Source organism: Verrucomicrobium sp. BvORR106, assembly GCF_000739655.1.
In the GTDB taxonomy this organism is placed as follows: domain Bacteria; phylum Verrucomicrobiota; class Verrucomicrobiia; order Verrucomicrobiales; family Verrucomicrobiaceae; genus Verrucomicrobium.
The window spans coordinates 142,439-167,879 of the sequence record NZ_BATR01000191.1 but is presented as its reverse complement, the minus strand read 5'-3'; the positions used below and the strand labels follow the sequence as shown (position 1 = coordinate 167,879).

The following is a 25,441-nucleotide window of genomic DNA, read 5'->3' as shown; positions in this document are numbered from 1 at the left end:
GACACGGAGGTGGTGGAAGGGCTGGCCGTGGAAGGGTATCTGCCGAGTGGGACGAAGAGTATCCGTGAGTGGGTGCGCAAGTACCTGAAGGCGGAGGCCAATGACCCACTCTGGACGCTGGATGCGGAGGACCGCACGCCGGGGAACATCTTTCTGAAGGATCTGGACAAGGGCCTGCAGCAGAACTGGCCGGGGCTGGCGAAGGACAGCCTGGGGGTGCGCTTCCGCAACCGGAAGTTCAACCGCGTGCAGTGGAAGGAGTTCCCGCAGCCCACGCAGTTCAACACGACCACGGGGACGTACACGCAGAGCGACCGCGTGAGTGCGGATGGTTCGAGGTTTGACACAGTGGACATTGAGATCGCCAGCGTGCAGTTTCCCACGAACAAGGCGGTCATCAATGGGGTGCGGATCATGGACATGCACAACCGGCGGGCGGTGGTGAGCATTGCTCCCCGGGCCCAGGCGGGCAATTATGACATGACCTTCACCATGCAGCCGTTCGACCTGGAGAATCCGGACTCCGGCACGGGCAACTACACCTACGGGACGGATGCGTATCTGCGCAAGAAGCAGGTGACGACGCAGCATGTCAGCACGGTGGATGACCAGTTCAGCTTCAAGGTCACCTACCACCGCCAGCGCAACTATGGCGGACCGGTGGGTGTTGCGGATCAAAATCTGCTGGGCGGCTGGAGCCACTTCGCAGGCATCACGAACCTGGACTTTGGTCCCAACCAGACGGCTCAAGCTGGTAGCGCGACGACTTCTTATTTCAATCTGGGCGATCTGAATGCCTTCTGTCTGAACACGGGCAGGGTGACGGACCGGATGCTGAAGGTTCACCTGGAGCCGTTCTGGAAGCATGAGCAGGAACGGGCTGCGAATTCCAGCATCAATCCGGACTACGACCTGATCCAGGGCACCATGGCCTATCTGATGGGCATGTCTTACTATCAACGTGTGTCCCGCTCATTTGAAACGCTGAAGGACACGTTCAAGGTTCATGCGGTGTCGATGCGCGCCCACGGGTTTGCCCAGCTGGGGGCGGAGCTGAATGGAACACGTGACCCGATCATGGTGACGGTGCCCAACCAGGCGGCCAAGCGGCCCAATCTGGTGTACCCGGTCGTGGATATGAACTTCAGCCGCACGGCCTGGGCCGGCTATGGGGACTTGCGACCAGATGCGGGCGGCCAGGGGATGATCACGGGGGCGGACTTCATGACGAACCTGTTCATCGCAGAGATCTCTGCTCTGGAGCACCACACCATCAAACAATACATCAAGGTGGAGGACAGTGATGCAGTCTCCACGGTGGATCTGATCCATCGGGTGCAGCAGGATGGGAACGTGAACACCAACGTGGTTGAGCTTACGGCAGACAACTACGTGACGGAGAAGACGAAGACGTACTCCTTTGAATCGCAGACAAAGACGTTGCAGAACTGGGCACCCAGCCTGTGGACCAGCGTGGAGGCGGCCTTTGCAGGGTGGGACAAGAACCTGGCACGTGTCTTCATCACGCCCGGACCGGTGGCGGGTGCGGCCGGACAGTGGAAGGGCATGGGGGCGCTCATCATTGGCAAGAGCCAGGCGGGGGCTTTGATCGGGCGCATCAATGGTGGCGCTTCGAACTGGCTGTTCGGCGGCTCCAACACGTACTCATCCTCCAACCTGAGCTTTGGCAACTCCACGATCAGCATCTCCAGCGGCGGCACGTTGAGTTTCTCACCCCAGCCTGCCTATACGCCCAGCTATGGCTTTCTCTCGGACAGCTGGTCGATGAGCTCCACACCCAGTGTGGCCAGCCTGTTGGGATCGTCAGGTGGTTTCCTCTCCAGCAGCAGTTCGTGGTACTACGATGTGTACAGCACGCCGTCGGGCTCGCTCGGCAGCCAGTTTCTGAGCAACGTCAGCACCGGCATGCTGCTGGGCAACACGAGCAGCACGCTCACCTTTGGTGACTACTACGGGTCGTCTGGCTACGGGGGCTTCGTAGGGGACCCGGTAAACTCCATCACCGGGGAGCTGTATGCGGATGAGCTGGATCTGACCCTGCCGGGCCCGATCCCACTCCAGATCCGGCGCAACTACAGCAGCCAGTCCCGCGCGTACGGTCACTTTGGCTACGGATGGAAGATGTCCTACTTCCCCTACATGGTGCCGGTGGATGGTACTGACAAGCTGCAGGTGGCCGAGCTGGATGGCTCTGTGATCGTGTATGCCAGAAACACGGCGAACCTGGCGCAGGAGGAATGGACGGTGCGCGCCCAGGACAACCCCCATCTCACCAACGGTGACGGGCTGGAGCTGGGATCTGTACGCAATCTCTTCCGAAACCGGATCCTGCGCACTAGCCCGGGCGGTGTGGTCACGTACACGTTGTATGGGGCAGATGGGAGCACGCGGGTCTATGAGAAGCGGAGCTATCCCGTCTTTGGCGCCAGCCCTGCCATCAGCCGCGAACGGCCGTATCTGAAGCGCTGGACAGACTCGGCTGGCAACTACCTCGATTTCAAGTTCTTTGGCGACGGGGTTTCGGGGGATCCGTGGTATGTGGCGACGTCAAATTCCTCTTACGGTGAGCTGGCGCGGGTGCAGGCCAGCAATGGCAACTATTACGGGTTCAAGTACGATGTGTATGGTCACATTGTGGAGATCTATACAGGGGACGGGCGGCGCATCTCCTACCGGTATGACGGCTCTGGTGACCTGGTGGAGGTGACGCTGCCGGACAACGCGTGGGTTCGATACGACTACCTCCATGAGCAGAGCAAGGTGGGGAGCACCAGCAACACGGCATGGTCGTCCACCCACCTGATCAAGAAGGAGATCCGTCCTGGCGGCCGGACGGTGGAGAGCGACTACCAGCTCTATGTGCAGGGCGACCTGGACCTGGAGGGGAATGCCATCGGTGCCGGGAGCGACAAGATCGGCAAGACATCGCACCTGCGGCGTGTGGTGCAGCAGCGGGCGACGGTGGGCAAGCACAGTGGAGGAAACAACCAGGCCTTGCCTGCCGCGGAGTCCTATGAGGCGGTGCGCAATGCCACCTACAGCTACTTCAACAGTGAGGATGCGAACGGGATGACGACCGGCCGGACGGAGATCCTGGACGCGTACAACCGCAAGACCATCTACTACTACACCAACAACCGGCTGACCAAGGTCTTTGACCCGGTGAGCACGGTGACGAATGCCGCGACGGGTACGGGCACAAATCCGAAGATGGAGCAGGAGTGGTACACGGCACTGGATGTGACCAACGGGGTGCCGGGGGCGTTTGCGGGTGCCTTGAAATCGCTGCAAAACCGTGGGGGAGTGCGCACGGAGTTTGGCTATAACAGCGGCGGCGATGCGACGGAGATCCGTGTGAAGGGGGACCTTGACGGTGATGGCGTTTCTACGGATGTGGCAGTGACGACCGCCATCTACAACAGCCTGCACCTTCCGGAGTTGATCACCCATCCGAATCCCACCACGGGTCTGGCCACGGGCAGGCGCACCCGGTACTACTACCAGGATGCGGCGCGACCCTATGCAGTGACCCGGGTGGAGAACCAGGATGCCTCTGGCACGGTGCTAAAGGCATCCACCACGAGCTATCAGGATGCCTTCAGCAACCCTTCCAATCAAGCCCAGGTACCGTTCTGCAAGGGCATGGTCTACACGACCAAGATGGCCGAGGGCACAGCGGAAGAGGCGGTGACGGTGTATCAGCAGGATGCACGTGGGTTCATCACCAAGAGAACGGGCTACAGCGGCCAGGTGGATCAGACAAACTACCCTGACCTGGTCATCGAGTACTCCCACAATCTGCGGGGCGAGCTGGTGGAGGAGCGGGTGATGGATGGTGTGGTGGCCAAGAAGGTGAACCGCTATGCCTATGATGACATGGGCCGCCGCTTGTGGGTCGAGAATCTGAACGAGTCCGGCACGCAGTTGGGCTGGAACTACACCTACTACAACCTGACCGGGGAGGTGGAGTGGACGGATGGTTCAAAGACCAACCCGGAGGACTACACCTACACCCGGTACGATGGCGCGGGACGCAAGGTGGAGCAGGTGTCCTGGCGCTCCCGGGCGAAGGCGGACGGCACGGGAGTGGAGGCTGTGCCGGGAGTGGAGCAGTACGCCACGACGAAGTATTTCTACAACCTCTTTGGCGATCTCATCAAGATCATGGACCCCCGTGGGCATACGGGGAAGGCGGGCTACGACGGCATTGGCCGCAAGATCCTCACGGAGGCCTACCAGGGTGACTGGCAGAATGGCGGAACCCTGCTGGCAACGGAGACGACTGCCTATGATGATGCGTTGCTGAAGGTGACGCAGACGGATTCCCGCGGAGGGGTCACGCAGAAGTTCTTCACCTCTGATGCGAGACCAAGACGGCAGATCAATCCGGACGGGACGGAGCTGGAGTGGCGCTACTATCTGGACGGGAGGATCAAGCGGGAGCCCGTGAGCGAGCACCAGTACCACGAGTATGCCTACAACGACGCGACTCGCACCACGACGAAGACCCTCAAAAATGCCAGCGCGCAAACGCAGGGCAGTGAGGTCACGACGGCGGATCGCAGGGGGAACGTGGTCAGCTCGACGAACTTTGTCGGGCATGTGACCACGAGCACGTTCGACAAGCTGGATCGCGCCATGACGACGGTGCTGCCAGCCTCTGGTGCCACGAGTGCCGCTCAATCCACCACCGTGTCCTATGACGCCGCCGGTCTGAAGAACAAGGCGGTGAGCAGCCTGGGCGAGAGCACGGAAACGATCTGCGATGCACTGGGGAGGAAGGTGAGCGTGACCGTGAGGAATGCTGCAAACACCATCATCACTCAGTCTGTCTCGACCTACAGCCTGGACTCCCACCAAGTGACGTCCACCACTGGCTCAGGAGGGGAGCAACTGACCCAGTCAACCTGGACAGACACGGCGGGCAGGACGGTCCTTGTCAAAAACGCAGACGGAACCTACGCACGCACGGAGTATGATGCAGCGGGGAATGCAGCCGCGGTCACAGACGAATCTGGGCAGACGACGAAGACGAGCTACGACGGGATGAACCGGATGGCTCTGACGCTGCTGCCAGACGGGGCTGCCACCCAGTATGTTTACACGAACCTGGGCGGGGGCGGGCAGAAGGTGGAGCGCCTCATGCCTCAAGGGCTGAAGGAAGTGGCGACGTTGGATGCGGCAGGGCGCCCTGCGGAAAGCTACCTGGAGGGGAGTGGGGGCGTGCAGAGCCGGCGCTACCACACCTACCAGTTCTACACGGCGGGCAAGGAGAAGGGGATGCTCAAGCAGTTCACTGATCCGCGTGGCCTGGTGCACACCAGCACGTATGATGACTGGCAGAGGATCCTGGCTACGACGGTGGGCACGGTGGGGAGCCCGACCTATGTGAAGCGGGAGATGCTGGCCTATGATCTGCGGGGGCAGGTGACCCATGTCAAGGAAACAACAGCAGCCGGGGTCACGGAGATCCTGCGCGCCTATGACGGGCAGGGGCATCTGGAGTACGAGAAGACCAAGCTGGATGGCGTGGTGGTCTCCCATCTCACCAACACTTATGACGGCTCCGGACGTCGCAACGGTCTGGCCCGGGGAGGGGATGTCTCAGCCCTGGGAAGCGGCGCCGGGGGCAGTTGGGGCTTTGGCTACCGTGCGGATGGCCTGCTGGCGCAGGTGACCCTTGGGGGTGGCACCTTCAATTACACCTATGGCGACAGCGGCCTGCTCAAGACTCGCAGCAACCCCTTCCGCACCTACACAGTGCCGGGCAGTGGCGGCCGGGACAACCGCGGTCGGGTGCTGGCGGCGCAGACGCGTCTGACGGGGCGCAGCGTGGACGTGGTGGCAGAGGCCATCTCGTGGACCTCCGACAGTCGTCAAGCCAGCTACGCCGCCACCCGACTGACAGCGAACGACGGCACGGGCACGGCCACCTGGCAGGATGCGAGAAACTACCAATACAGTGCCCAGCGGCGCCAGTTGATCAGCGAGAGCTGGGTGCCCGGTGACGGCCAGAGTGCGAGGACCCAACTGCACGAGCATGACTACGGCCAGCCGGGCGGTCTGGGGATCTACACCGGGCGTGAAACGCCGGCTCCGTCTGGCAGCACGGGCAGCCAGTTGTTCCTGGTAAATGATGCCGGGATGGAGGGCGGTGCCGGCCTCAATGCCCTGGGCCGCGTGACGCGGGAAGTGAGCGGCTTCGAAACCCTGGGGCTGACCGCGCAGGGAACGGCCAAGGGGGCGAAGAACGTGGAGCTGGTGGTGAACACCAAGAGTGAGTTGAGCGAAGTACAGCATGCGGCGGCGACCCGGTTCACCAGCGGAGCGTGGAGCAGGCAGATGTGGATGCCGGCGGGCGGCTACAATCTGCTGGCCAAGGGGAACCACCCCAGCGGGCTGTTTAGCGCCCAGGCGAATGCGACGTTTAACCTGGGGGTACGGCATTTTGGCGTGGAGAACCTCTTTGATGACGATGGCAATGTGACCCAGCGACACATCGCGGGGGGCTTTGCCCAGAACGGCCGTTCGCAGAGCCTCACTTGGGACGGGTTTGGCCGTCTGGTGAAGGTGGTGCAGGAGGAGTTTGGCGGCTTTGGCTACGAATGGACGGCGGTGTATGATGGCTTTGGCCGCAGGCTGCAGACCAAGTATGTGCCGAAGCGTGGCAACCTGTATCAAAGCACGGCGCAGGTGACGGAGCGCTCATGGTACGATCCACTGGTTGAGTTCCTGGAAGTCGGGATCGAGGTAATACGAGGCTCTGGCGGCGCTGCGGTCAGGGAGCGCTGGTGGAAGGTTCACGGCCCTGACTTGAGCGGCGGCTACGGCGGCCTGGTAGGCATGGGCGGACTGGAGGCTCTGGTCAATGAGGCCAATGCCCAAGCGGTGGGCACGGTGGATGATGCCTACGGCCACATCGTGGGCTTTGCCAGGGCGGCCACGCTGAGTGCGGCCGCTGGCGGGACTCTGACGTTCGAATGGAATGATGCACGCTTCGGCGGGTATGGACCGTTGTCTGGTTCGTGGAGCCCATCCATACCGGATGGCTTGAGCGTGTGGCGCGCGTTTGGCTGGCGTGGGAAGAGGCAGGATGTGACGGGCTTCTATCACATGGGAGCGCGGTACTATGAGTCTGCAAGCGGGCGGTTCCTCTCCACGGATCCCATGGGGCATGAGGCGAGTATGTCTCTCTACGACTATGCGGGTGGCGACCCCATCAACTTCGTGGATCCACAAGGCAGAAGCGCCATCAACATCTGGAGCTCTCCGGTGCTGGGTACGTCCTATGGCATCTACAGCGAGTCCTGGAACAGTGGCGGCAGCAGTAGCGTCGGCAGTGCGCAGTCGGCGGTGCCGCCAGCCGCACAGCCCAAGACGGGCTTCTTTAGCGGGCTGTGGGGCGGTACGAAGGATCTCGCTGTTGGATTCTGGGAGGGTGCAGAGACGATCGGCCATACCTTGGGTTATGCCGCAGTCACAGTCTTTGACAATGATCTGGCGGAGGACCTGTACGGCACGGGATATCACCGTATGGCGGGCTTCACGTCTGAGGTGGGATACCAGCTCACGTCCGTCTATGACAGGGATCTGGCGGATGACATCTACGGCTCCACTCGCAACGGCTTTGCCGATACGATCTCCAACTACGGGTTCGATGTCTATGAGGGAAATCGCAACGTGGGCGCGGACATCCAGTTTGTCCTGAAAGAGGCGTCTGGCGGACAGGATGCCAGCTGGGAGTATCGCGCTGGATATGTGATACCGGCCATCGTCAGCGCCATCGTGGAAAGGAAGATGCACACGGGTGGTGGCCTGCCGGGCTACTGCTTTGCCCCGGGCACTCCGGTACTGATGGGTGATGGCTCAACCCGCCCTGTGGAAACTATCCGGGAGGGAGACTGGATCATGGCCGATGATCCGGAAGACGAACGGGCTGCGGCACCCCAGAGAGTGCTGGCACTGCATCAAAACTGGTCAGATCACCTGTACGAAGTGCGGGTGGACAAGGACCAGGATGGGCTGCCGGATGGCAGGCTGAAGGCGACAGGGGGACACCCGTTCTGGACGAAAAACCGCGGTTGGATCAAGGTCTGCAACCTTCAACCCAATGACATCCTGGCTGATGCCAGCGGGGGTGATTCCCGGGTGCTGGACACGAAGATCGAGGAAAGAATATCCGCCACATACAACCTGAGTGTGGCCAACATTCACACCTTCTTCGTCATGGCGGGCAAGGTGCCGGTGCTGGTGCACAACACCAACCCGGGACCGAGGACCTACATCATCTACCAGGCCCCCATACCGGGGACGAACCTGATTTATACAGGCCGGGCCAGCATGCCTGGGCTTGTCAGCGGTAGAGAAGTGCTCGAATATCGGTTCGGTGGGGGGCATCATCGGGGACTCGACTTCAATAGCGCAGACGTCGTGGCCCATGTCCAAAGCACGATCGGCAGAGGCTCTATCGAGTACCAGGCGATTCGCGGTGCAGAGCAGATCTGGTACGACCGGGCGGTGCTGAATGAACAGGCCGTGCGACAAATTGCACCGATCAGTGCGTCCAACGGGATGCGGGATGACTACCTGCGGGCAGCACAGACACTTAACCAGAGTGGGTCGCTGGATCTGCCTTGCCCTCGCAGATAAGATACGCTTCGGCTTGTAATCACGATCGGTTGATGGGCGGGAGAAATAGAGCTTGGGCACTGCTCAAGCCAAGTTTCTCCCGTCCAGTCGTCTCACGGGATGGAATTGGTCTGTTGCGTGCAGTACGCAGGATCTTAAGAGAGACAGTCCGCGAAATGAGTTGCAGGCAGAGATGCCAGGAAATAGGGATCGGACACCATGGCCAGCAAACCCAAAGCGACATTGCGGAAAACCAAACCCGGGGACTATGTCGCCATCGCGACAGGGGCCAATGAGTATTGCTATGCCCGATTTTACCGTGATCGGACCATTGGCGTGCTGCCGGTGCTGTCGAGGGGGCTGGTCAGTTTGGATGAGGTGAGTGGCTTTGAGCCCGCATTTTTTGCCAGACTCTGGGTGTATGACGATGATCCTACGCCGGCATCTGTCTTGGGCCACCGCGCCTTTGAGAGCGAGGAGGCCTCCTGCCCACCGCCGCAATACTACCCTCCTGATAAGTTTGATCCGGACTACCGGATCCACGGGTTCAACCATACCCTCTACTACATCAAGCGGACCAGCAATCCCGAGGATGTGAGAGGCATGGAAGAATACCTCAAACTGCAGCCGGGAGATCTGGGGCCTTATCTAGCAAAGAAGAATGTTGAATGGCCCAGGCTGCAGGGCACTCTGGCTGGCTGACGGGATAGGGGGTGTGGGGGCGAGATGCGGGTGCCACAAGAAATTGCAAGCGTACAAATTTTGCATTGCATCCCGGTCAAGTACCTTGACCTGGCAATCGAAGCAGTCGCCCTAACTTCGAAGGCATCCCTCTACGGATCTCTCTCCAGTTTTCGTGTCTACTTATCCGAGAGCTCCCGTGCGAACTTCACGTAGATGATCTCGCAGGCCCCCTGTCCGGTGTCATCCCGTGTGAGCGAGCTGCGCCAGGGATGGCTGGCTTGGGGATGAGTGGCCTCGACGAGGTAGCCGGTAAGCTTCACCACGGAGCCGGTGCGGAAAGTGGCGAGGACATCCGCGACCGCAGGCGTGGCGGGGATGAGGTGCATGTTGGCGCTGTGGCGGGTGATCTCCGTCTCCGGGATGGGGCTGGTGCCCCAGTAGCGCCAGTGGTAGCAGCGGTTGCTCTGGGAGACGTCGAGCTTCTCCAGCACCGCGGTGTCAGACATGGGGCCCCAGCCGAGGGCGAGGTCGTAGGGGGCGAGCAGGGCGGGGGAGTCGCCGGTGTAGCGCTCCTTGGCCAAGACCCGGGCCTGGATGTCAAACCAGGCGAGGGGTTTCAGGGTCCAACCCTGAATCAGGATGGGGGGCTCCTCCTTCGTGAGGGCGATCTGTTCCGGCTCCCTGGGCACGAGCACTCCCGGGGCGTGGGTGACGGGGGCTCGGGTGGTCTGATACCAGACCAGCGCTCCGAGCACCAGGACACCGATGCCCCACTTGATCATGCGGAGGCAGCGGGGGCGACGGTGATGATCACCGACTTGGATGTGGGCGTGTTGCTCTGCTCCGCTGTACTGTCCACCGGCACCAGGACATTGGCTTCTGGGAAATAAGCGGCAGCACTGCCCCGGGGCATGTCATACGGGATGGCGAGGAAGTTGCGCGCCAGGCGGGTCTGCCCCTGCCAATGGCTGGTGATATCCACCGGGCGGAGCGGCAGGATGCCGAGGCCGCGCAGGTCTTCCGGGTTCAGGAAAATGATGCGGCGCTCGTTGCTGATACCGCGATAGCGATCATGCAGACCGTATACGGTGGTGTTGAACTGGTCATGGCTGCGCAGCGTCTGCAGGAGAAACTGGCCGGGCTCCGGCTGCACGGATTGCAGGGCGTTGGCGATGAAGGTGGCCTTGCGTGCCGGGGTGTCGAAGGTGAGCTCGCGTGCGCCGTTGGGCAGGTAGAATCCGCCGGGGCGGCGGACGCGCTCGTTAAAGTTCTCGAACCCGGGGATGACAGCCTCGATCTTCTCGCGGATGAGGTCGTAGTTGGAGGCAAGCTGAGTCCAGGGCACGCTGGTCTGCTTGGCCAGGGTGGCCTCGGCGATGCGGGCCACGATCATGGTCTCGCTCAGGAGTTTGTCGCTGGCGGGCCGCAGATTGCCCTGACTCATGTGAACCACGCTCATGGAATCCTCCACGGTCACGAACTGGGGCATACCGCTCTGGTAATCCATCTCCGAGCGGCCCAGGCAGGGCAGAATGAGGGCGCGTTTCCCGGTGATGAGGTGGCTGCGGTTGAGCTTGGTGGAAACCTGCGCGGTGAGATGGCAATTCCTCAAAGCGGTGGCGGTGAATTCCGTGTCAGGTGTGGCCGAAAGGAAGTTCCCACCCAGGCCGATGAAGACCTTGCCCGGGCTCTCGTGCATGGCCTTGATCGCCATGACCACGTCGTACCCGTGGTGGCGCGGTGGGTTAAAGGAAAAGACCTGCCCCAGCTTGTCGAGGAAGGCATCGGGCATCTTCTCGAAGATGCCCATGGTGCGGTCTCCCTGCACGTTGCTGTGGCCGCGCACGGGGCACAGGCCCGCGCCAGGTCGGCCCAGGGCGCCCAGCATGAGGTGCACATGGGTCACTTCCTGGATGGTGGCGACAGCATTCCGGTGCTGGGTGAGGCCCATGGCCCAGCAGGATATCACGCGCTTCTGGCCGCCGGCGAGCTGACGGGCGAGCTTCTCGATCTCCTCCTGCGCGATGCCGCTGCCGTCCACGATCTCTGACCACGAGGTTTGGCGGACCAGCGTGGCGTACTCGGCGAAGCCTGTGGTGTGCTGACGGAGGAAGGTGTCGTCGAGCACCTTGCCAGGCGAGGCCTCCTCAAGCGCCAGGAGGGCCTTGGCGATGCCGCGGAAGAGCGCCATGTCGCCATTCACCTTCACCTGCAGGTACTGGGTGGTGAGCTTGGTGGACAGGCCCATCATGCCGCTGACCTCCTGCGGGTGCTTGAAGCCCAGGAGCCCGGGCTCGATGAGGGGATTCACCGCGATGACCTTGGCCCCCTTCCGCACGGCGGCCTGCAGGGTGCTCAGCATCCGCGGATGGTTTGTGCCCGGGTTCTGCCCCACGACCAGGATGGTGTCCGCTTGGGCGAAGTCATCCAGACGCACAGTCCCTTTTCCCACGCCCACTGTGGCCTTCAAGGCGCAGCCGCTGGACTCATGGCACATGTTGGAGCAGTCGGGCAGGTTGTTCGTGCCGAACTGGCGGACGAACAGCTGGTAGAGGAAGGCGGCTTCATTGCTGGCGCGGCCGCTGGTGTAGAAGACACCGTCGTCTGGAGACGGGAGCTGATTCAGCTCTGTGGAGATGATCTGGAATGCCTGATCCCAAGAGACGGGCTTGTAGTGTGTGCCGCCAGCTTCCAGAAGCATCGGCTCCACCAGACGTCCCTGCTGCTCCAGCCAGTAGTCTGACTCGGCCGCCAGTTCCGTGATGCTGTAGCGGGCAAAGAAGTCCCGGGTGGCCTTCCGCGTGGTGGCCTCGGCGGCGATGGCCTTGGCACCGTTTTCACAGAACTCCGCAGGGGCCCGGTGGTCGTCCGGATCCGGCCAGGCGCAGCTGGGGCAGTCGAAGCCGTTTTTCTGGTTCAGCTTGAGCAGCGCTTCAGTCCCACGCACCACGCCGGCCTGGCCGAAGACGTGGTTCAAGGAGGACAGAACCGCAGGGAGCCCTGCTGCAGCATGAGAGGGACTGCCGACATGGATGCCGGTGTGCTCCTCCGGCGGCTGGGCGGCGGGCAGGACAGGCTCATGGGGGGGCGCAGGACGGGAAGACATGGTGAGCAGGGGAATAGCGAACCTGGGGCTATTTTGGACGTGGTTCGCCGGGCTTACAAGACTGGAACGTGAGGCCTCTTTGCGGGACAGGCCCGCTGAGGTGACATCGGCGGGAACGGTGGGGGGTAGGGCTGCCGCGTCACCCCCCATGGGAGATTACGCCAGCACCAGCCGAACGGCTGCCACCAGCGCGAAGACGAACATCACCCACTCGAAGATCTTCTGGGGCAGAATCTTCACAATGCGCCAGCCGATCACAGCACCTAGGAAGACGACGGGCAGCAGGCAGAGATTGGTCAGCAGGGTGGGGCCGGTGATGAGGCCGATCTGGGCGCTGAAGGGCACCTTGACCAGATTGATGAAGAGGAAGAAGCGGCTGAAAATGCCCAGGTACTCGCTCTTCTCAAAACGCTGCGCCAGCAGGTATACGGTCATCACAGGCCCGGCGGCGTTGGCCAGCATGGTGGCGATGCCAGCGGCAATTCCCAAGATGGCGGTGAAAACGGGGTGCTTGTGCAGTTCGGCCAGTTGGTCCCGCTTCCAGTCCAGCACTAGCTTCACTGCCAGCAATGCGATGATGAGCCAGCCGATGGCCAGGCGGGCGGTGGCATTGTCCAGCAGGTCCAGCAGCCACCAGCCGATGACCACCCCCAGGATGGCGGGGGGAACTAGCGGGATGATCTGCCGCCACTTCCCGCTGCCCCGCAGCAGGTAGTAGCCCATGAGGTCCGCAGCGATGAGCATGGGCAGCACCACTCCGGTGGAGGCCTTGGCCCCGAACGCCTGGGCAAAGAGGAGAACGCTGACCAGTCCCGTGCCTGCCAGTCCTGCCTTGGCCATGCCGATGCAGAGCGCTCCAATAATGGCCAGCCACAGTACTTCGGGGTGGCCGGCAAAAAGCGTGTGGCTGAGGAGATCGGGCATGGAGGCAGGACTGAGCGATGGACCGGAATTGGGAAATGCCAAGCAGCAATCGCATGACCATGACGCGCGGTGTCGCCCTGTCGATAAAAAGCAAAAGATTTACCAGAGTCTGCTTGCCCGGCCCTCGCTTCTCCCCGAAGCGATTTGATGCGGCACTCCATCGATCAAGTCACTGTTTTCTTTGAGGGGATCACCTCCGTGTGGGGGCGTGCGCTCGTGTTCGCTTCTTGTTGCTGGGCGGGCCACTTTGCCGGCGCGGTCTTAGGAGCTTTGCACTGGACCGACGGCAAGGTGGAGTTTGAGTTTCCTTTCGTCAATGTGGCCTTGGTGCCGTTTTCCTGGCTCATGTCGGTGGCGGGCGGGGCCGCCTCGGTGTGGGGCGTGCTTTGGCTCTTGTTCGTCGCGGTAGCGTTTTACGCCATCATCGTGCGCGGTGAGCGGTTGGCATTCTGGGCCTGCGCGCTGGTGACGCTGGAAGCCTGGCGCTCCTGGTGGCAACAGGCGGAAGCGATGACCCTCTGGGGTCCCATGCGTGGGGAGGCCGCCTGGCTGGGCGCTCTGCCGCTGGCTGCCTGCAGCCTGTTCTCAGGCTGGCTGGCCTGGCGTTCGCTGCGGGACTGAGCACGGCATGGCAGTTGACATTTTGGCCAGACTCCGCGTCCGCCCTTGATGACGGGGCAAATCAGTGTTTGTTTGGCGGTTCATTTCAAACCGACTCCCCCGACAGCTCCACTCCAACCCTTCAGCATGAAAAAGAAAATCGTTCTGGCCTACTCCGGCGGTCTCGACACCTCCGTCCTGCTCTCCTGGATCAAAGACACCTATGACGCAGAAGTCATCGCGTTCTGCGCGAACATCGGCCAGGACGACGAGCTGAAGGGGCTGAACGCGAAGGCCAAGAAGACCGGCGCCTCCAAGATCTACATCGACGACCTCCAGGAGGAGTTTGCCCGTGATTTCATCTACCCGATGATGCAGGCCGGAGCCATCTATGAAGGCCAGTACTTCCTGGGCACCAGCATTGCCCGCCCGCTGATTGCCAAGCGCATGGTGGAGATCGCCCAGGCCGAAGGCGCCACCGCCATCGCCCACGGTGCGACTGGCAAGGGGAACGACCAGGTCCGTTTCGAACTGACCGCCGCCGCTCTGGCACCCGAGATCGAAATCATCGCCCCCTGGCGTGACGAGCGTTTCCGCACCGCCTTCCCCGGCCGTGCCGAGATGATTCAGTATTGCGCAGACAAGAACATCCCGGTGCAGGCTAGCGCGAAGAAGCCCTACTCCAGCGACCGCAACCTGCTGCACATCAGCTTTGAGGCCGGCATCCTGGAAGACCCCTGGTTCGACGCCTTCGCCCCGTCCAACAAGGACATGTTCACCCTCTCCGTTGCTCCGGAAGACGCTCCCGACAAGGCGGAGTATGTGACGCTGGAGTTCGTGAAGGGTGATTGCGTGGCCGTGAACGGCAAGGAACTGAGCCCCCTCCAGGTGATGAAGACGCTCAACAAGCTGGGCGGCAAGCACGGCGTGGGCCGTGTGGACATGGTGGAAAACCGCTTCGTCGGTATGAAGAGCCGCGGCGTGTATGAGACGCCCGGCGGTGCCATCCTGCACTTCGCCCATCGGCAGATCGAAAGCCTCACCATGGACCGCGAAGTCATGCACCTGCGTGACAGCCTCATTCCGAAGTACGCCACCCTGGTGTACAACGGCTTCTGGTACGCTCCGGAGCGCCTCGCCCTCCAGGCCCTGGTGACGGAGAGCCAGAAGAACGTGTCCGGCACGGTGCGTGTGAAGCTCTACAAGGGCGGCATCTACGCTGCCGGCCGCAAGTCCGCCTACAGCCTGTACAACCCGCACATCGCCACGATGGAAGCGGACCCGACCAAGGCCTACAACCAGGACGACGCCACCGGCTTCATCCGCCTGAACGGCCTGCGCCTCAAGGTGGGGGCCACCGTGGAGGCCGAGGTGAATGCGCAGGCTCCGAAGAAGGCGGCGACGGTAGCGAAGGCTCCCAAGGCCAAGAAGGCTGCGAAGAAGAAGTAAACGGCGGGTAAACTTCAAAATTCAAACACGAAACTTCAATGGAGTTTCGTGGTGCTTGCGGGCAGATGGCTTCGGCTGTCTGCCCGTTTTGGTTTTGACCATCACGGGTCGATGGCTTCGGTGACTGTCATTTGCCCGCGGAAGGAGGTTGGTGTAAGAGGTGGGTGAACAGCCAAAGCCGACTCATGCTGACCATTGAATTTCTTTTCACGAAACAAATGGCCGTCGACTCCACAGTCGAGGTCACCAAAGCGGTTACGTCCTCTCGCTGGATGTTGCCTGCTATTGGCTTCTTTGCAGTCTTGACGGCCATCTGGATGATGTATCAGGAGTCGCGGTTTTCTGCAGGGCTCGGAACGCTCGTGTTTGGGCTGTTCATGCTCAGTGTTCCGCTCCTCACGAGGCTTTTGATCATGCAAAGGGCCAAGAGTTTTCCTGCAATTGGGCAGACCATCCAATGGACATTTGATGAGGAAAAACTTGTGAGTGAAACGGTGGGGGCGAGGAGTGAGTTTGTGTGGAGCAAGCTGATCCTGGTGCGGGAAACCAAAAAGGGATTCCTGCTCTTTCCTCAACCAAGATTGGCCCATTGGATTCCCAGGACAGCCTTCAAGAACCAAGAAGAAATTGGCCAGCTAAAGACTCTTGTGAAGGATCACAACATTCCTTTTAAGCTCGCGTGACCACGGGTGAAATCCCAAAGGGAGATTCGGTTGCGGCGGAGCACCTGTAAAGTTTCACATAACCTGCAACAGCTTCCATGAAACATCTTGCCCTCGTGCTCATCGCCCTGTCGCTACCAGCATTCTGTGTGGCTCAGAATCCGGCAGATGTGCGCATGCAATTCGTCGAGACCGAGTTGCGGGATGTGCTGCAATTCTATGAGAAGCTCACCGCCCGACCAGTCTATGCTTCATTGGATTTGCAAGCGGTGGTCTCAGTGGGGGATTACAAGCCGCTCTCCAAATCGGACGCAGCAGACCACATTCAAAGCATATTGCTGGAGCGCTACGGCATCGAACTGCGCACGACAGAAAAGGGCGAGACCTTGGCAGGATGGTCCAAAGATCCCAAGTACCCCCGTCGTACGGACAAGGCCGCAGCAGCGCCTCGAAGACGATTGATGACTCCTGCAGAAGCACAGAAGTGAGGGGGGACTGAGTCTGTGCCCGACGGCAAAGAACCATGGGCGTGGATTCGGATTCGGAACTCTCGAAAGGAGAAGGCGGTCGGATCAAGTCAACTCGCGAACGGAAGGATGGTGGGGAACTGAGTTTTTCGGAACGTGACCATTGCGCATCGGCGAGCCTTTGTTGAAGGTTCCAGGTCTCCTTTACCCCCATGCCCACCGGATCCGTCTCCTGCACGATGTGCCGCCCGTCACTGGAAGTGTTCAACGTGCTTCATGACTATTCCCGGAGGCTGGAGTGGGACACGCTCCTTTCCAGTGCTGCTTTGACGCGCGGGCACACGGTGGCTGGAAAGGGGGCCTCCTCACTTTGCGTCGGCAAACGGCGATTGGGAGGGATTGGCATCGAGACCCGCTATGTTTCTTTTGCTCCCGGCTCGCTTGCGGCGGTGGAGATGATCAACCGCCCGGCATTTTTCGAGAGCTTTGCTGCCAGCATCCGCCATGTGGACACACCGGAAGGTTCCCTGCTCACCTACAAGTTCCGCTTCACCGCCAAGCCGGGATGGCTGCGCTGGGTTCTTGAGCCGGTCATGCTGGCCGCGCTGCGAATCGAAACGCAGAAGCGGCTAAAGGCGTTGGCAGCCTTCATGGCGACCCAGCCATTGAAGCCGTCTTGACCTGCCTCCGCACCGTTCTGACATCATGGCACGCACGTTCGAACAGATTCTCGAGGCGTTTGACGCACTGACCTATGAGGACTTTGACTGCATCCGCCGGGATTCGAATGGTATCGGGACGCTGTATGCGTTGACGGAGGAGCTCATGGCACTGCCGCAACCCGAGCGAGCGATCCGCCCCATGTTCGAGCTCATGGAGCGCTTGCCGGCGTCAGATCTCGGGTCTCCGGGCCCTCTGGTTCACACTCTGGAAAAAATGGAGGGGCGTTATGAGGCAGAGCTGGTGGAATCCATCCGGCGCAAGCCGACCCCTCTCTCCGTCTGGATGGTCAACCGGATCCTGAATGTGACCAACAAGCCCCGTCAGCGCGAGTTCTATCTGGATCTGCTGCGGCTGGTGATCGAGCACCCCGAAGCGTCAGAAACCGAGCAGGATCAGGCGGAACGTTTCATTGAACATCAAGCGAACCGTAAACGATAGGGGCGACAAAGGCGTTGACGGCGCGGAGAAAATTTTGGACCATGGCGCTGTCAGTTGAATTAGGAACCCAGAGAAAGGGCCTGGCCATCGGATCACCCAATCAGAGGAGCCAGGGAAGCGAATCTCAACCTGTTGATCCTATGGCAACCAAGAAAGCCCAAAAAGGTACGACGGCGAAAGCGAAAGCCACGGCGACCAAGGCACGCATCAAGAAGACCAAGGTGGCGCTGGCAGGAAGTGACACCCGCGTCAAAGCGCACCTCAAATCGACCACCCAACGCCAGCAGGCCAAGCGGGACAGCAAAAACGCAGGGTGAGTTGGCCTGTTGATGCCAGGAAGATTGCGGTGGGTTCAGTGGTCTCGGTTGCCGCTTCCCCATGAAGCGGCTCCTTGATGTGAGCTCCCTCCGCATCAAAAATTTAGCAAGCATGTGAAGAGGACAAAGAAGGCTCAGCAGATGGACGTTGATAGGCACTGAAAATGGACACCCTCGATCCACGTGTGGAAGAAGCCGCGGTCGTCTTCTACACGGCCGCATATCACTATAGGAGGAAGTCGGTGGTGGCAGTTGGGCTGGTTCTCCTGGCGGTTTGCGCGCCGTTGTTCGTTCAGTTTCTTTGGGAGCTTGTTCACTCCACCCCATCCTCTGGCGCACTTGCCATGGGAGTGATTTGTACTGCGGTCCTTGGACTCTTCACCGTCATTGGCGTCGTTTTGATCCGCTATTTCCTGACGTCCCGCACGCTGCCACTTGTGATCAATCGGGAAGGAGTGCGCTACGGGGATCGATTTTTCCCCTGGCGGGACATTGGCTCTCTCCATGCCAGGCCGGGGGTGATGCCTGTGCAGTTGCTGCTGCTTCGTCGCGGTCGGATGGAGTCCATTTGTCACTTGATGACCAATGACGGCATGACCGCCTCAGAGTTCGAGAGGCTCATGAGAACCCTTCGGACAGAAGTGGCTCCTTATTACGATCATCTGAAGTTACAGTGAAAGTGTCGGGAAACTCAGTGTGTGGCAGGCCCCTATTTACCAACGAGGATCAGAAGCATGGTATTCGAAAAACTGGAAATCGCGCCTGTGACAGATTCTTCGGCGCCAGACTGTGATCTTGTTCGCCAGTGGCTCCGGGAACACAACTGGACGGCTAATCCGGATTTCATGGAGCAGCTTCAGCAGCCGGAGCATCAAGCTCGGGCCCTGGTTCTTCTCGCCCGTCGAGATGCCCGCGTGGTGGGTGGGCTGCTTGCCGAGACCCAGATGGCCTGGCTGCGCATTTCCATCATGGCGGTCAGCCCCGAGTGCCGGTCGCAAGGCATTGGAGCGGCACTGCTGGCGGAAGCAGAGAGACAGGCTGTCGCACGGGGCTGCAGGCATGCGTATGTGGATACCATGGAGTATCAGGCACCCCGCTTCTACCTTGCGCATGGCTTCAGTATCGTCGGCCAGATCCCGGACTGGGATTCGCGCGGTCACGCCAAGTTGTACTTCTCAAAAGACCTTCGTGAAAGCAGCTCGCCATCCCAGACTCAAGAGCAGACTTAATCCGAACCTTCCATCACCCTGTTTACGCCGTGAACTCCAAGATTGAAAACGCTGACCTGTCCAGTGCTGAATTCCTCAACACCAACCTTGGCGGGGCGCAGTTTCGCGATGTGCGCCTTGCCGGGGCCCAGTTTACCGATGTCAATCTCTCAGAGGCGCGGTTCGAAGATGTGGCGCTGACACACGTCGTCATCCGCAACGCCAACTGTTCCCATCTGTCGATCGACGACGCCTGTTATGAGGGGATGCTGATTGACGGGGTTCTCGTCACCGAATTGCTCCGCGTTTATCGCAGTTCAGCCGGCGATTCTGCCTCTGAATCCGGCAAGAGCTGATGAAGATTCTCTATGTCGAAAACCACGATGTTTTTGCGGCGAATGTCATTCGTCTATTCCTTGCGCAGCATGATGTCATCGTAGTGCCGAGCATAGCCAGAGCGTTGGAAGCTCGAGCTGTAGAGACGTTTGATTTGATGCTGGTAGACTTTGATCTCGATGACGGAAAAGGCGATGCGCTCGTCAGCAAAGTCCGGGCGTCGGGCGACCCTGTCACCATCGTGGCAGTCTCCTCCCATGACGAGGGCAATGCTGCTTTGGTCAGAGCAGGCGCATCCGCCATTTGCGGAAAGATGGAGTTTAATCAGATTGAGCAGGTCATTCAAAGGGTGTGTGGGTGAGAGTTTTTGGAACGGCTTGCTCGCCTCCCTGGCAATCTCCAGTGCTGGGGCTGGCATTGACACTTGATGCTTCATTGCGCATGGTGATTCCCTGATGAAACCCGCATTCAAATGGATGATGACCATCGGCGGTCTGCTCATGGTGGCTGGACCTGTGCTCGGGATGCTGGGGACGGTAATGGGAATGACCCAAAGTTTTGAGGTCTTGGGGGCCAACGGAGTCGGCGATCCCGAGCAGTTGAGTGCAGCTATCGGCGAAACCCTGGTCTCAACCGCCGTGGGGGTTGGCTTTGGAATCGTCGGCGTTGCATTGTTTTTGGCGGGGCTAATTGGATGTTTGGTGCAGAGGAAGCGCTTGAAATCGCAGCCTGCCGGTGAAGTGCCTGCTTCATGAAGACCTGCTCTCTGCATGCGAATTTATCCTTACGTGGGTCCCGCTGCCATCAAGGAGAAGGTCAACATGGCCACTCCCAGGCATGAGGTAACCACGGCGGACGGTTTGGTGAAGTGGGCGCTTGATGCGGGATACTTTTCTCACGGCACCCCTTCAGAGGTCTTTACCTACACCGTGCTGCCTGGGCATCACTTGTTCATCGCGGACCGGCATTCTGAGCACATCGCCTGTGCCAGAGGTTCGCCCGTGGAATGTGCGGGTGAAATTGCCTTTCGCAGGTCCAAGAGGGGCATGGTGGTCGAAGAGGCATCCAATCTCTCAACCGGGTACTGTCCTGAATCGAGTGCATGGGTTGCTCTCGATCTCGCCCTGAAAGCAGCAGGTTTCCCGGGTGTTCAGGGATTCACTGCCGCGTTCGAATTCCGCTACTGCCACCGATGTCTCCAGACCTGCGTCATCAAGGATGAGGTCTATGAGTGTCCGGCATGTCTGCAACTGCTTCCCGCTGAGTGGAACTATGCGGCAGGGGCACCCTCTTGACGTCGTTGCTGGGTGTGGTCCTATTCTGGCCCCCGCCTCCTTCACATGTCCTCAAGCCCTCCCCAGCCAGATTGTCCCCGCATCAAGTACGTACACAGCTTTGAGGAGCTCGTTTCGACCAAGTTTGCGGACGGCATCAACGCGCTCTGCTGGGCGAGAACCCTGCCGGGTGACTTCGATGAGATTGTGGCCCAGTTTGACGTGAAGGAAGGGCGCCTCGCACTGGATGAAGCCACCCTCAGCGGCCTGGTACTGAGTCCGGCCGGGCAGGCCGCAAGGGACATCCTGCTGGCGGATCGCAAGGCTTTGGCGGATCATGGTCTCTCACCCGTGCTGGATTGCATTCACGGCTATCCACGAGATGAGGAAGGCGGCCCGGTGATCACGGATGTGTACTCCTTCCACGTCGACAGCGCACCGGTGGAGGCGGATACCTACCTGTGCAGTTACAACCACACGGCCTCGGAAGGATTGCTCAATGAAGAGGCCGTGCTCAAGGTGGATGTGCCGGAGATCCGCGCGGAACTGCTGGAACTGTATGGTGGCGAGGATGACGAGGAATTTGAGGAGTTCCTCAGCGATAACTGTTTCAACCTGCACTACGCGCCACTGCCGGAGGCCCAACCTTACTTCTTCGGCATAGGTAACCTGTGGCGTATCGCCATTGCCCATCCTGAAAGCCCCGTGCCGCCTTGCATCCATCGTGCACCGGTGATCGAGCCGGGGCAGCCGGCGCGGCTGCTGCTTATCAGTTGAAGTCCAGGGGGGAGAGGGTGGATTTCGTTGTGGACCTCCTTGGAGCAATCCTTTAGGGTGAGGCCCCCCCAAAAAATCCCCAATATCGTTCATTGCCCACCTTCCCGCGGGTTATCTCGGCGCATGCCTGCTAACCCGGAGGGCGGCCCAAGCGCGCCGCCGTCTCTTGTTCGCCCCCTTCGTGGTCGGCAGCATCTTTCCGGATGCCGACATGCTCTATTTCTACCTCATTGATCGAGGGCGGCATCTCCATCACGATTACTGGACCCACTTGCCGGTCTTTTGGCTGGCGGCTCTTGGGGGCAACTTTGCTCCTGGCGTTGCTTCTGCGCAGTCGTGCTCTGGCCCTTGCCGCCAGCTCCTTCGTTGGTGGAGTCTTCCTCCATCTGTTGCTCGATACTCCTTTCGCAGGCATCCGCTGGCTCTACCCACTGTCAGATCATTCGTACTATCTCGTCACCGTGCCCGCCACCCGCAGCTGGTGGGTGTGGAGCTTTGTCTTCCACTGGACTTTCTTGTTTGAGATTGCGATCTGCATCGCGGCGCTGGTGGTCTTCATAATCCGTCGGCGACGATCCTGATCGGCCCCGCGTGAAGAGGGCGGTGCGCGTTGGTGCCGGAGTCTTGTGGAAAAAAGTAACGGTCGTATGCTGGCCGAGGTGTTCCGCGCCCGTGAAAAGATGTCGTCGCTTGAACTCATCGATAGGAAGCGGTTTGAGAAATGACCATGCCATGAATCCCAAACTGAAACGTCAACTCGGCCTGGACCGTCCGAAACGGACGGCGGCCATCATCGCAGTCTTGGCCTTGCTGCATTTCTGCTTTCCACGATACGTGGTAGCGACGGGATCCATGGAGCCCACCATCCCAGTCGGCTCCTATGTGGTGACCTCCCGGCTGGCATTCCTCTTTGGACCGCCCAAGGCAGGGGATATCGTTGTCTTCGACCCGGTGGCGGGTATCTCGACGCGCCCTTGGGTCCACCGTATCCAGGCGGTGTCAGGAGATCGGTTTGTTCCCTCGGAACGGGCGGGGCGGAAAGACACGGATTCCGAAGCACACCATGTTGGAGGTGAGGGGGTGCCGACCGGGTATGTCTATCAGAGTGGGGATTCCGCCAAAAGCTACCACGGGCTGGCTGCCCAAAAGCTGATCACAGGGAAGGTGTTCTGGCATTTCCGGCTGCCTTGGAAATCCTGAGCGGGGGGCGCGGGTGCGGTCGACGGGATTGACAGTGACTGCGGCCTCCGGGAGAATCATGGGGAGAAAGGATTGAGCGCATGCCTTCTGTTTCTGACTGGCTCCCTCCCACCGTCGTGGGTGTGACCTTTCTCACGCTGGCGTTGCTGAAGGTTTACGGCTTTCACATGGGTGTGGTCGGCGGTGGTGGTAAACCGGCACTCTGCCGTTTGCTTGGTCGATGCCCGTCCTGGAGCCCCATGGTGAACAACATCATGGTGGCCTTCTTTTTTGTCCTGGGTGCCGGGAACTTGGTGGTGGCCGCGCTGGCGTTTTGGGCACGATAGACCCAAGTGTTTTGGACGGAGGCGACAGGTGTGCGCCATGGTTGCAAGGCCGGGGTGCGGAGATAGAGTAGAGGCAGTGGACGGTCGTCCAAGTGCAACCGCATTGTGTCATGCCCCTCATCACCAGTTCTTACCATGAAATCCGGCCCCGAATGCTGCCTGGCGATGTGGTGGCCTTCTCCGGGAAGAACAACTTTTCAGACGTGATCAAGTGGGCGACGGGAGCCACCGTTTCTCATGTCGGGATCGTGTACAGCATTGCGCCTGATGAAGAGGGCGCGGACGGAGCGGTGGCCGTGCACATCATGGAGTCCACCTTCCTTCATCGGGACGTGAAGACGGGTCAATCCTCTGGCGGAGTCCTGCGCAACCGGTTGTGCCACCATGTCGAGCACTACGAAGGGCACATCTGGTGGCTGCCTCTCAGTGCTGCCGCGCGTGCCCGACTGGACGCTGGCCGTCTGACGCAGTTCCTGCTGGATCAGCAGGGGAAGGAGTACGACGTCGCGCAGGCGGTCGGATCTGCGCTGGACGTCCTGGATGGGGTTCCCCTGGTGGGCGCGGCGACCTACAATGAGGAAAACTTCACCCGGTTCTTCTGCTCGGAACTTGCGACCGCTGCGCTTGAAGCGGGCGGCGTGATCGGCCGGATCAATGCCTCGGAGGTGACGCCGATCGATCTCTGCACCTTCAGCCTCTTTGCGGAGGAGTATCACCTGCTTAAAGGCGGGGCGGGATCGATAGAGATCGAAGGGTACAATTCCCGCAGTCCTGAGCGATTTGGCGAGGCGGGCTGAGGCGTGGGCGTGGCAGAACGGCGTCGCCGGGAGCGATTTTCCCGAATCAGCTGAATTTCAGTCTGTTGAGAGACGTTGCAAAGGGATGTTGCGACGTCCGTCCCCCTCCTTTCTGCTTTTGGTGTTTCTGTGCGCCGCTGTGGGAGGCTTGCTCTCGAGTGTCCGTGCTGCGGAGCCTCCGAACGTGGTCATGGTCCTCATTGATGACATGGGGTGGGGGGATTTTTCCTGCTTTGGCAATGAGGATGCCAAGACGCCGGCGATTGACCGGTTGGCCGCGGAGGGGATTCGGTTTACGCAGTTTTATGTGAACTCGCCCATCTGCTCGCCATCCCGTTGTGCGCTGACGACGGGGCAGTACCCGCAGCGCTGGGGCATCACTTCATTCCTGGAGAACAGAGAATCCAATGCACGCCGGGGCATGGCGAACTGGCTCGATCCCAAGGCGCCGACCCTGGCCCGCGCACTGCACGCCAGAGGGTATGCCACGGGGCATTTCGGCAAATGGCACCTGGGCGGTCAGAGGGATGTGGATGATGCGCCGCCCATCACCAGCTACGGGTTCGATGAATCGCTCACGAATTTCGAAGGCATGGGGCCGAAGCTGTTGCCCCTCACCTTGAAGCCGGGCAGCACTGAGCCGGGAAAAATCTGGGCCAACGCGGAGCGGTTGGGAGGTCCGGTGACCTGGATGCAGCGGTCGAAAATCACCACCGGCTTTGTGGATGCCGCATTGCCATTCATCGACAAGGCAGCCCAGGCTGGGAAGCCGTTTTTCATCAACTTGTGGCCGGATGATGTGCACAGTCCCTTCTGGCCACCGGTAGAGAAGTGGAAGGATGACAAGCGAGGTCTCTATCTCTCTGTCCTGGAGGAAATGGATCGTCAGCTGGGGCGCCTGTTTGAGCATTTGCGCGCCAATCCTGCCCTCCGGGACAACACCATCGTCCTGGTATGCTCCGACAATGGCCCCGAACCAGGCGCTGGATCTGCAGGGATGTTTCGTGGCACCAAGGGCACGTTGTTTGAGGGAGGAGTGCGTTCTCCTCTCATCGTGTGGGCACCAGGCCTGATGGCTTCAGGCAAAGCGGGTACGAAGAATGATGTCTCAGTGTTTGCCGCCATGGACATCGCGCCTTCACTGCTCGGGCTTGTGGGAGTGGATCGAGGCAGTGTCCCGTTTGATGGCGAAGATCTGTCTGGGGTGTTGGTCGGGAAAAGCGACGCCTCCCGCCAGGCTCCCATCTTCTGGTCCCGCCCGCCAGATCGCAAAACCTTGGGGCCAAAAAACAAGGAGCCGCTGCCCGATCTGGCCATGCGGGAGGGTTCATGGAAACTGCTTTGTGACAACGATGGGTCCCAAGCCCGGCTTTATGATCTGTCGGCGGATCCTGGTGAAGTGAAGGATCTCTCCGCAGAGAAAGGTGACCTTGTGCAGAGAATGAAGACAGCATTGGTGGCTTGGCACATACAAGTGGTAAAACAGGGAGGGAAGTGATGGTGA

24 protein-coding genes are annotated in these 25,441 nt (G+C 60.3%); 21 read left to right on the top strand and 3 right to left on the bottom strand.

Annotation, left to right across the window (positions count from 1 at the left end):
- Positions 1–72: 72 nt before the first annotated feature.
- Positions 73–8,670 (top strand): RHS repeat-associated core domain-containing protein, encoded by an 8,598-nt coding sequence (locus BV106_RS34685; RefSeq protein WP_265596389.1) that lies wholly within the window; start codon positions 73–75, stop codon positions 8,668–8,670.
- Positions 8,671–8,868: 198 nt separating this feature from the next.
- Positions 8,869–9,351, top strand: a complete 483-nt coding sequence (locus BV106_RS34680; RefSeq protein WP_038172789.1) for a hypothetical protein — start codon at positions 8,869–8,871, stop codon at positions 9,349–9,351.
- A 158-nt stretch (positions 9,352–9,509) separates the two neighbouring features.
- Here BV106_RS34680 and BV106_RS34675 read toward each other — a convergent pair whose 3' ends face one another.
- From BV106_RS34675 to BV106_RS34665, 3 genes are all read right to left on the bottom strand, one after another.
- Positions 9,510–10,115, bottom strand: coding sequence for a hypothetical protein (locus tag BV106_RS34675; RefSeq protein ID WP_038172787.1), 606 nt, complete (start codon positions 10,113–10,115; stop codon positions 9,510–9,512).
- A complete protein-coding gene (locus BV106_RS34670; RefSeq protein WP_038172785.1) occupies positions 10,112–12,439 on the bottom strand; it encodes an FdhF/YdeP family oxidoreductase in 2,328 nt (775 codons plus the stop codon). Before BV106_RS34670 ends, BV106_RS34675 begins: the two co-directional genes overlap by 4 nt.
- 156 nt (positions 12,440–12,595) lie before the next feature.
- Positions 12,596–13,363, bottom strand: coding sequence for a sulfite exporter TauE/SafE family protein (locus BV106_RS34665; RefSeq protein ID WP_051946959.1), 768 nt, complete (start codon positions 13,361–13,363; stop codon positions 12,596–12,598).
- A 147-nt stretch (positions 13,364–13,510) separates the two neighbouring features.
- Here BV106_RS34665 and BV106_RS34660 point away from each other — a divergent pair, with 147 nt between their 5' ends.
- The 19 genes from BV106_RS34660 (at position 13,511) to BV106_RS34575 (ending at position 25,435) form a co-directional block, all read left to right on the top strand.
- Positions 13,511–13,984 (top strand): hypothetical protein, encoded by a 474-nt coding sequence (locus tag BV106_RS34660; RefSeq protein WP_038172783.1) that lies wholly within the window; start codon positions 13,511–13,513, stop codon positions 13,982–13,984.
- Between the two features lie 126 nt (positions 13,985–14,110).
- The gene (locus BV106_RS34655; protein ID WP_038172781.1) at positions 14,111–15,412 is read left to right on the top strand and encodes an argininosuccinate synthase; all 1,302 of its coding nucleotides are present in this window, start codon (positions 14,111–14,113) and stop codon (positions 15,410–15,412) included.
- Positions 15,413–15,597: 185 nt separating this feature from the next.
- Positions 15,598–16,095 carry a YcxB family protein gene (locus tag BV106_RS34650; protein ID WP_265596388.1) on the top strand — a complete coding sequence of 166 codons (498 nt, stop codon included), beginning with the start codon at positions 15,598–15,600 and terminating at the stop codon, positions 16,093–16,095.
- A 77-nt stretch (positions 16,096–16,172) separates the two neighbouring features.
- Entirely contained in the window at positions 16,173–16,562 is a 390-nt protein-coding gene (locus BV106_RS34645; protein WP_038172777.1) for a hypothetical protein, read from the top strand.
- 191 nt (positions 16,563–16,753) lie between these two features.
- The gene (locus BV106_RS34640; protein ID WP_038172775.1) at positions 16,754–17,221 is read left to right on the top strand and encodes an SRPBCC family protein; all 468 of its coding nucleotides are present in this window, start codon (positions 16,754–16,756) and stop codon (positions 17,219–17,221) included.
- 25 nt (positions 17,222–17,246) lie between these two features.
- The gene (locus tag BV106_RS34635; protein WP_051946958.1) at positions 17,247–17,702 is read left to right on the top strand and encodes a hypothetical protein; all 456 of its coding nucleotides are present in this window, start codon (positions 17,247–17,249) and stop codon (positions 17,700–17,702) included.
- Positions 17,703–17,842: 140 nt separating this feature from the next.
- Complete coding sequence (locus BV106_RS39150; protein WP_265596387.1) at positions 17,843–18,019, top strand: hypothetical protein; 177 nt, start codon at positions 17,843–17,845, stop codon at positions 18,017–18,019.
- A 164-nt stretch (positions 18,020–18,183) separates the two neighbouring features.
- Entirely contained in the window at positions 18,184–18,696 is a 513-nt protein-coding gene (locus tag BV106_RS34630) for a hypothetical protein (RefSeq protein WP_038172774.1), read from the top strand.
- A gap of 57 nt (positions 18,697–18,753) precedes the next feature.
- Positions 18,754–19,248 carry a GNAT family N-acetyltransferase gene (locus BV106_RS36745; RefSeq protein ID WP_051946956.1) on the top strand — a complete coding sequence of 165 codons (495 nt, stop codon included), beginning with the start codon at positions 18,754–18,756 and terminating at the stop codon, positions 19,246–19,248.
- Positions 19,249–19,277: 29 nt separating this feature from the next.
- Positions 19,278–19,583 (top strand): pentapeptide repeat-containing protein, encoded by a 306-nt coding sequence (locus BV106_RS34620; protein ID WP_051946954.1) that lies wholly within the window; start codon positions 19,278–19,280, stop codon positions 19,581–19,583.
- Complete coding sequence (locus BV106_RS37875; protein ID WP_081892573.1) at positions 19,583–19,924, top strand: response regulator; 342 nt, start codon at positions 19,583–19,585, stop codon at positions 19,922–19,924. Before BV106_RS34620 ends, BV106_RS37875 begins: the two co-directional genes overlap by 1 nt.
- A 94-nt stretch (positions 19,925–20,018) precedes the next feature.
- The gene (locus tag BV106_RS34610; protein ID WP_051946952.1) at positions 20,019–20,318 is read left to right on the top strand and encodes a MotA/TolQ/ExbB proton channel family protein; all 300 of its coding nucleotides are present in this window, start codon (positions 20,019–20,021) and stop codon (positions 20,316–20,318) included.
- A 15-nt stretch (positions 20,319–20,333) separates the two neighbouring features.
- The gene (locus BV106_RS34605) at positions 20,334–20,858 is read left to right on the top strand and encodes a hypothetical protein (RefSeq protein WP_051946950.1); all 525 of its coding nucleotides are present in this window, start codon (positions 20,334–20,336) and stop codon (positions 20,856–20,858) included.
- 45 nt (positions 20,859–20,903) lie between these two features.
- Positions 20,904–21,614 carry a hypothetical protein gene (locus tag BV106_RS34600; protein WP_038172770.1) on the top strand — a complete coding sequence of 237 codons (711 nt, stop codon included), beginning with the start codon at positions 20,904–20,906 and terminating at the stop codon, positions 21,612–21,614.
- Positions 21,615–21,817: 203 nt separating this feature from the next.
- Positions 21,818–22,195, top strand: a complete 378-nt coding sequence (locus BV106_RS34595; RefSeq protein WP_265596386.1) for a hypothetical protein — start codon at positions 21,818–21,820, stop codon at positions 22,193–22,195.
- Positions 22,196–22,346: 151 nt separating this feature from the next.
- Positions 22,347–22,814 carry a S26 family signal peptidase gene (locus tag BV106_RS36740; RefSeq protein WP_051946948.1) on the top strand — a complete coding sequence of 156 codons (468 nt, stop codon included), beginning with the start codon at positions 22,347–22,349 and terminating at the stop codon, positions 22,812–22,814.
- 80 nt (positions 22,815–22,894) lie between these two features.
- Positions 22,895–23,140, top strand: coding sequence for a hypothetical protein (locus tag BV106_RS34585; RefSeq protein ID WP_038172768.1), 246 nt, complete (start codon positions 22,895–22,897; stop codon positions 23,138–23,140).
- Between the two features lie 110 nt (positions 23,141–23,250).
- Entirely contained in the window at positions 23,251–23,937 is a 687-nt protein-coding gene (locus tag BV106_RS34580) for a hypothetical protein (RefSeq protein WP_038172765.1), read from the top strand.
- An 85-nt stretch (positions 23,938–24,022) separates the two neighbouring features.
- Positions 24,023–25,435: a sulfatase-like hydrolase/transferase gene (locus BV106_RS34575; RefSeq protein ID WP_038172763.1), complete on the top strand. Its 1,413-nt coding sequence runs from the start codon at positions 24,023–24,025 to the stop codon at positions 25,433–25,435.
- The last annotated feature ends 6 nt before the right edge of the window (positions 25,436–25,441 follow it).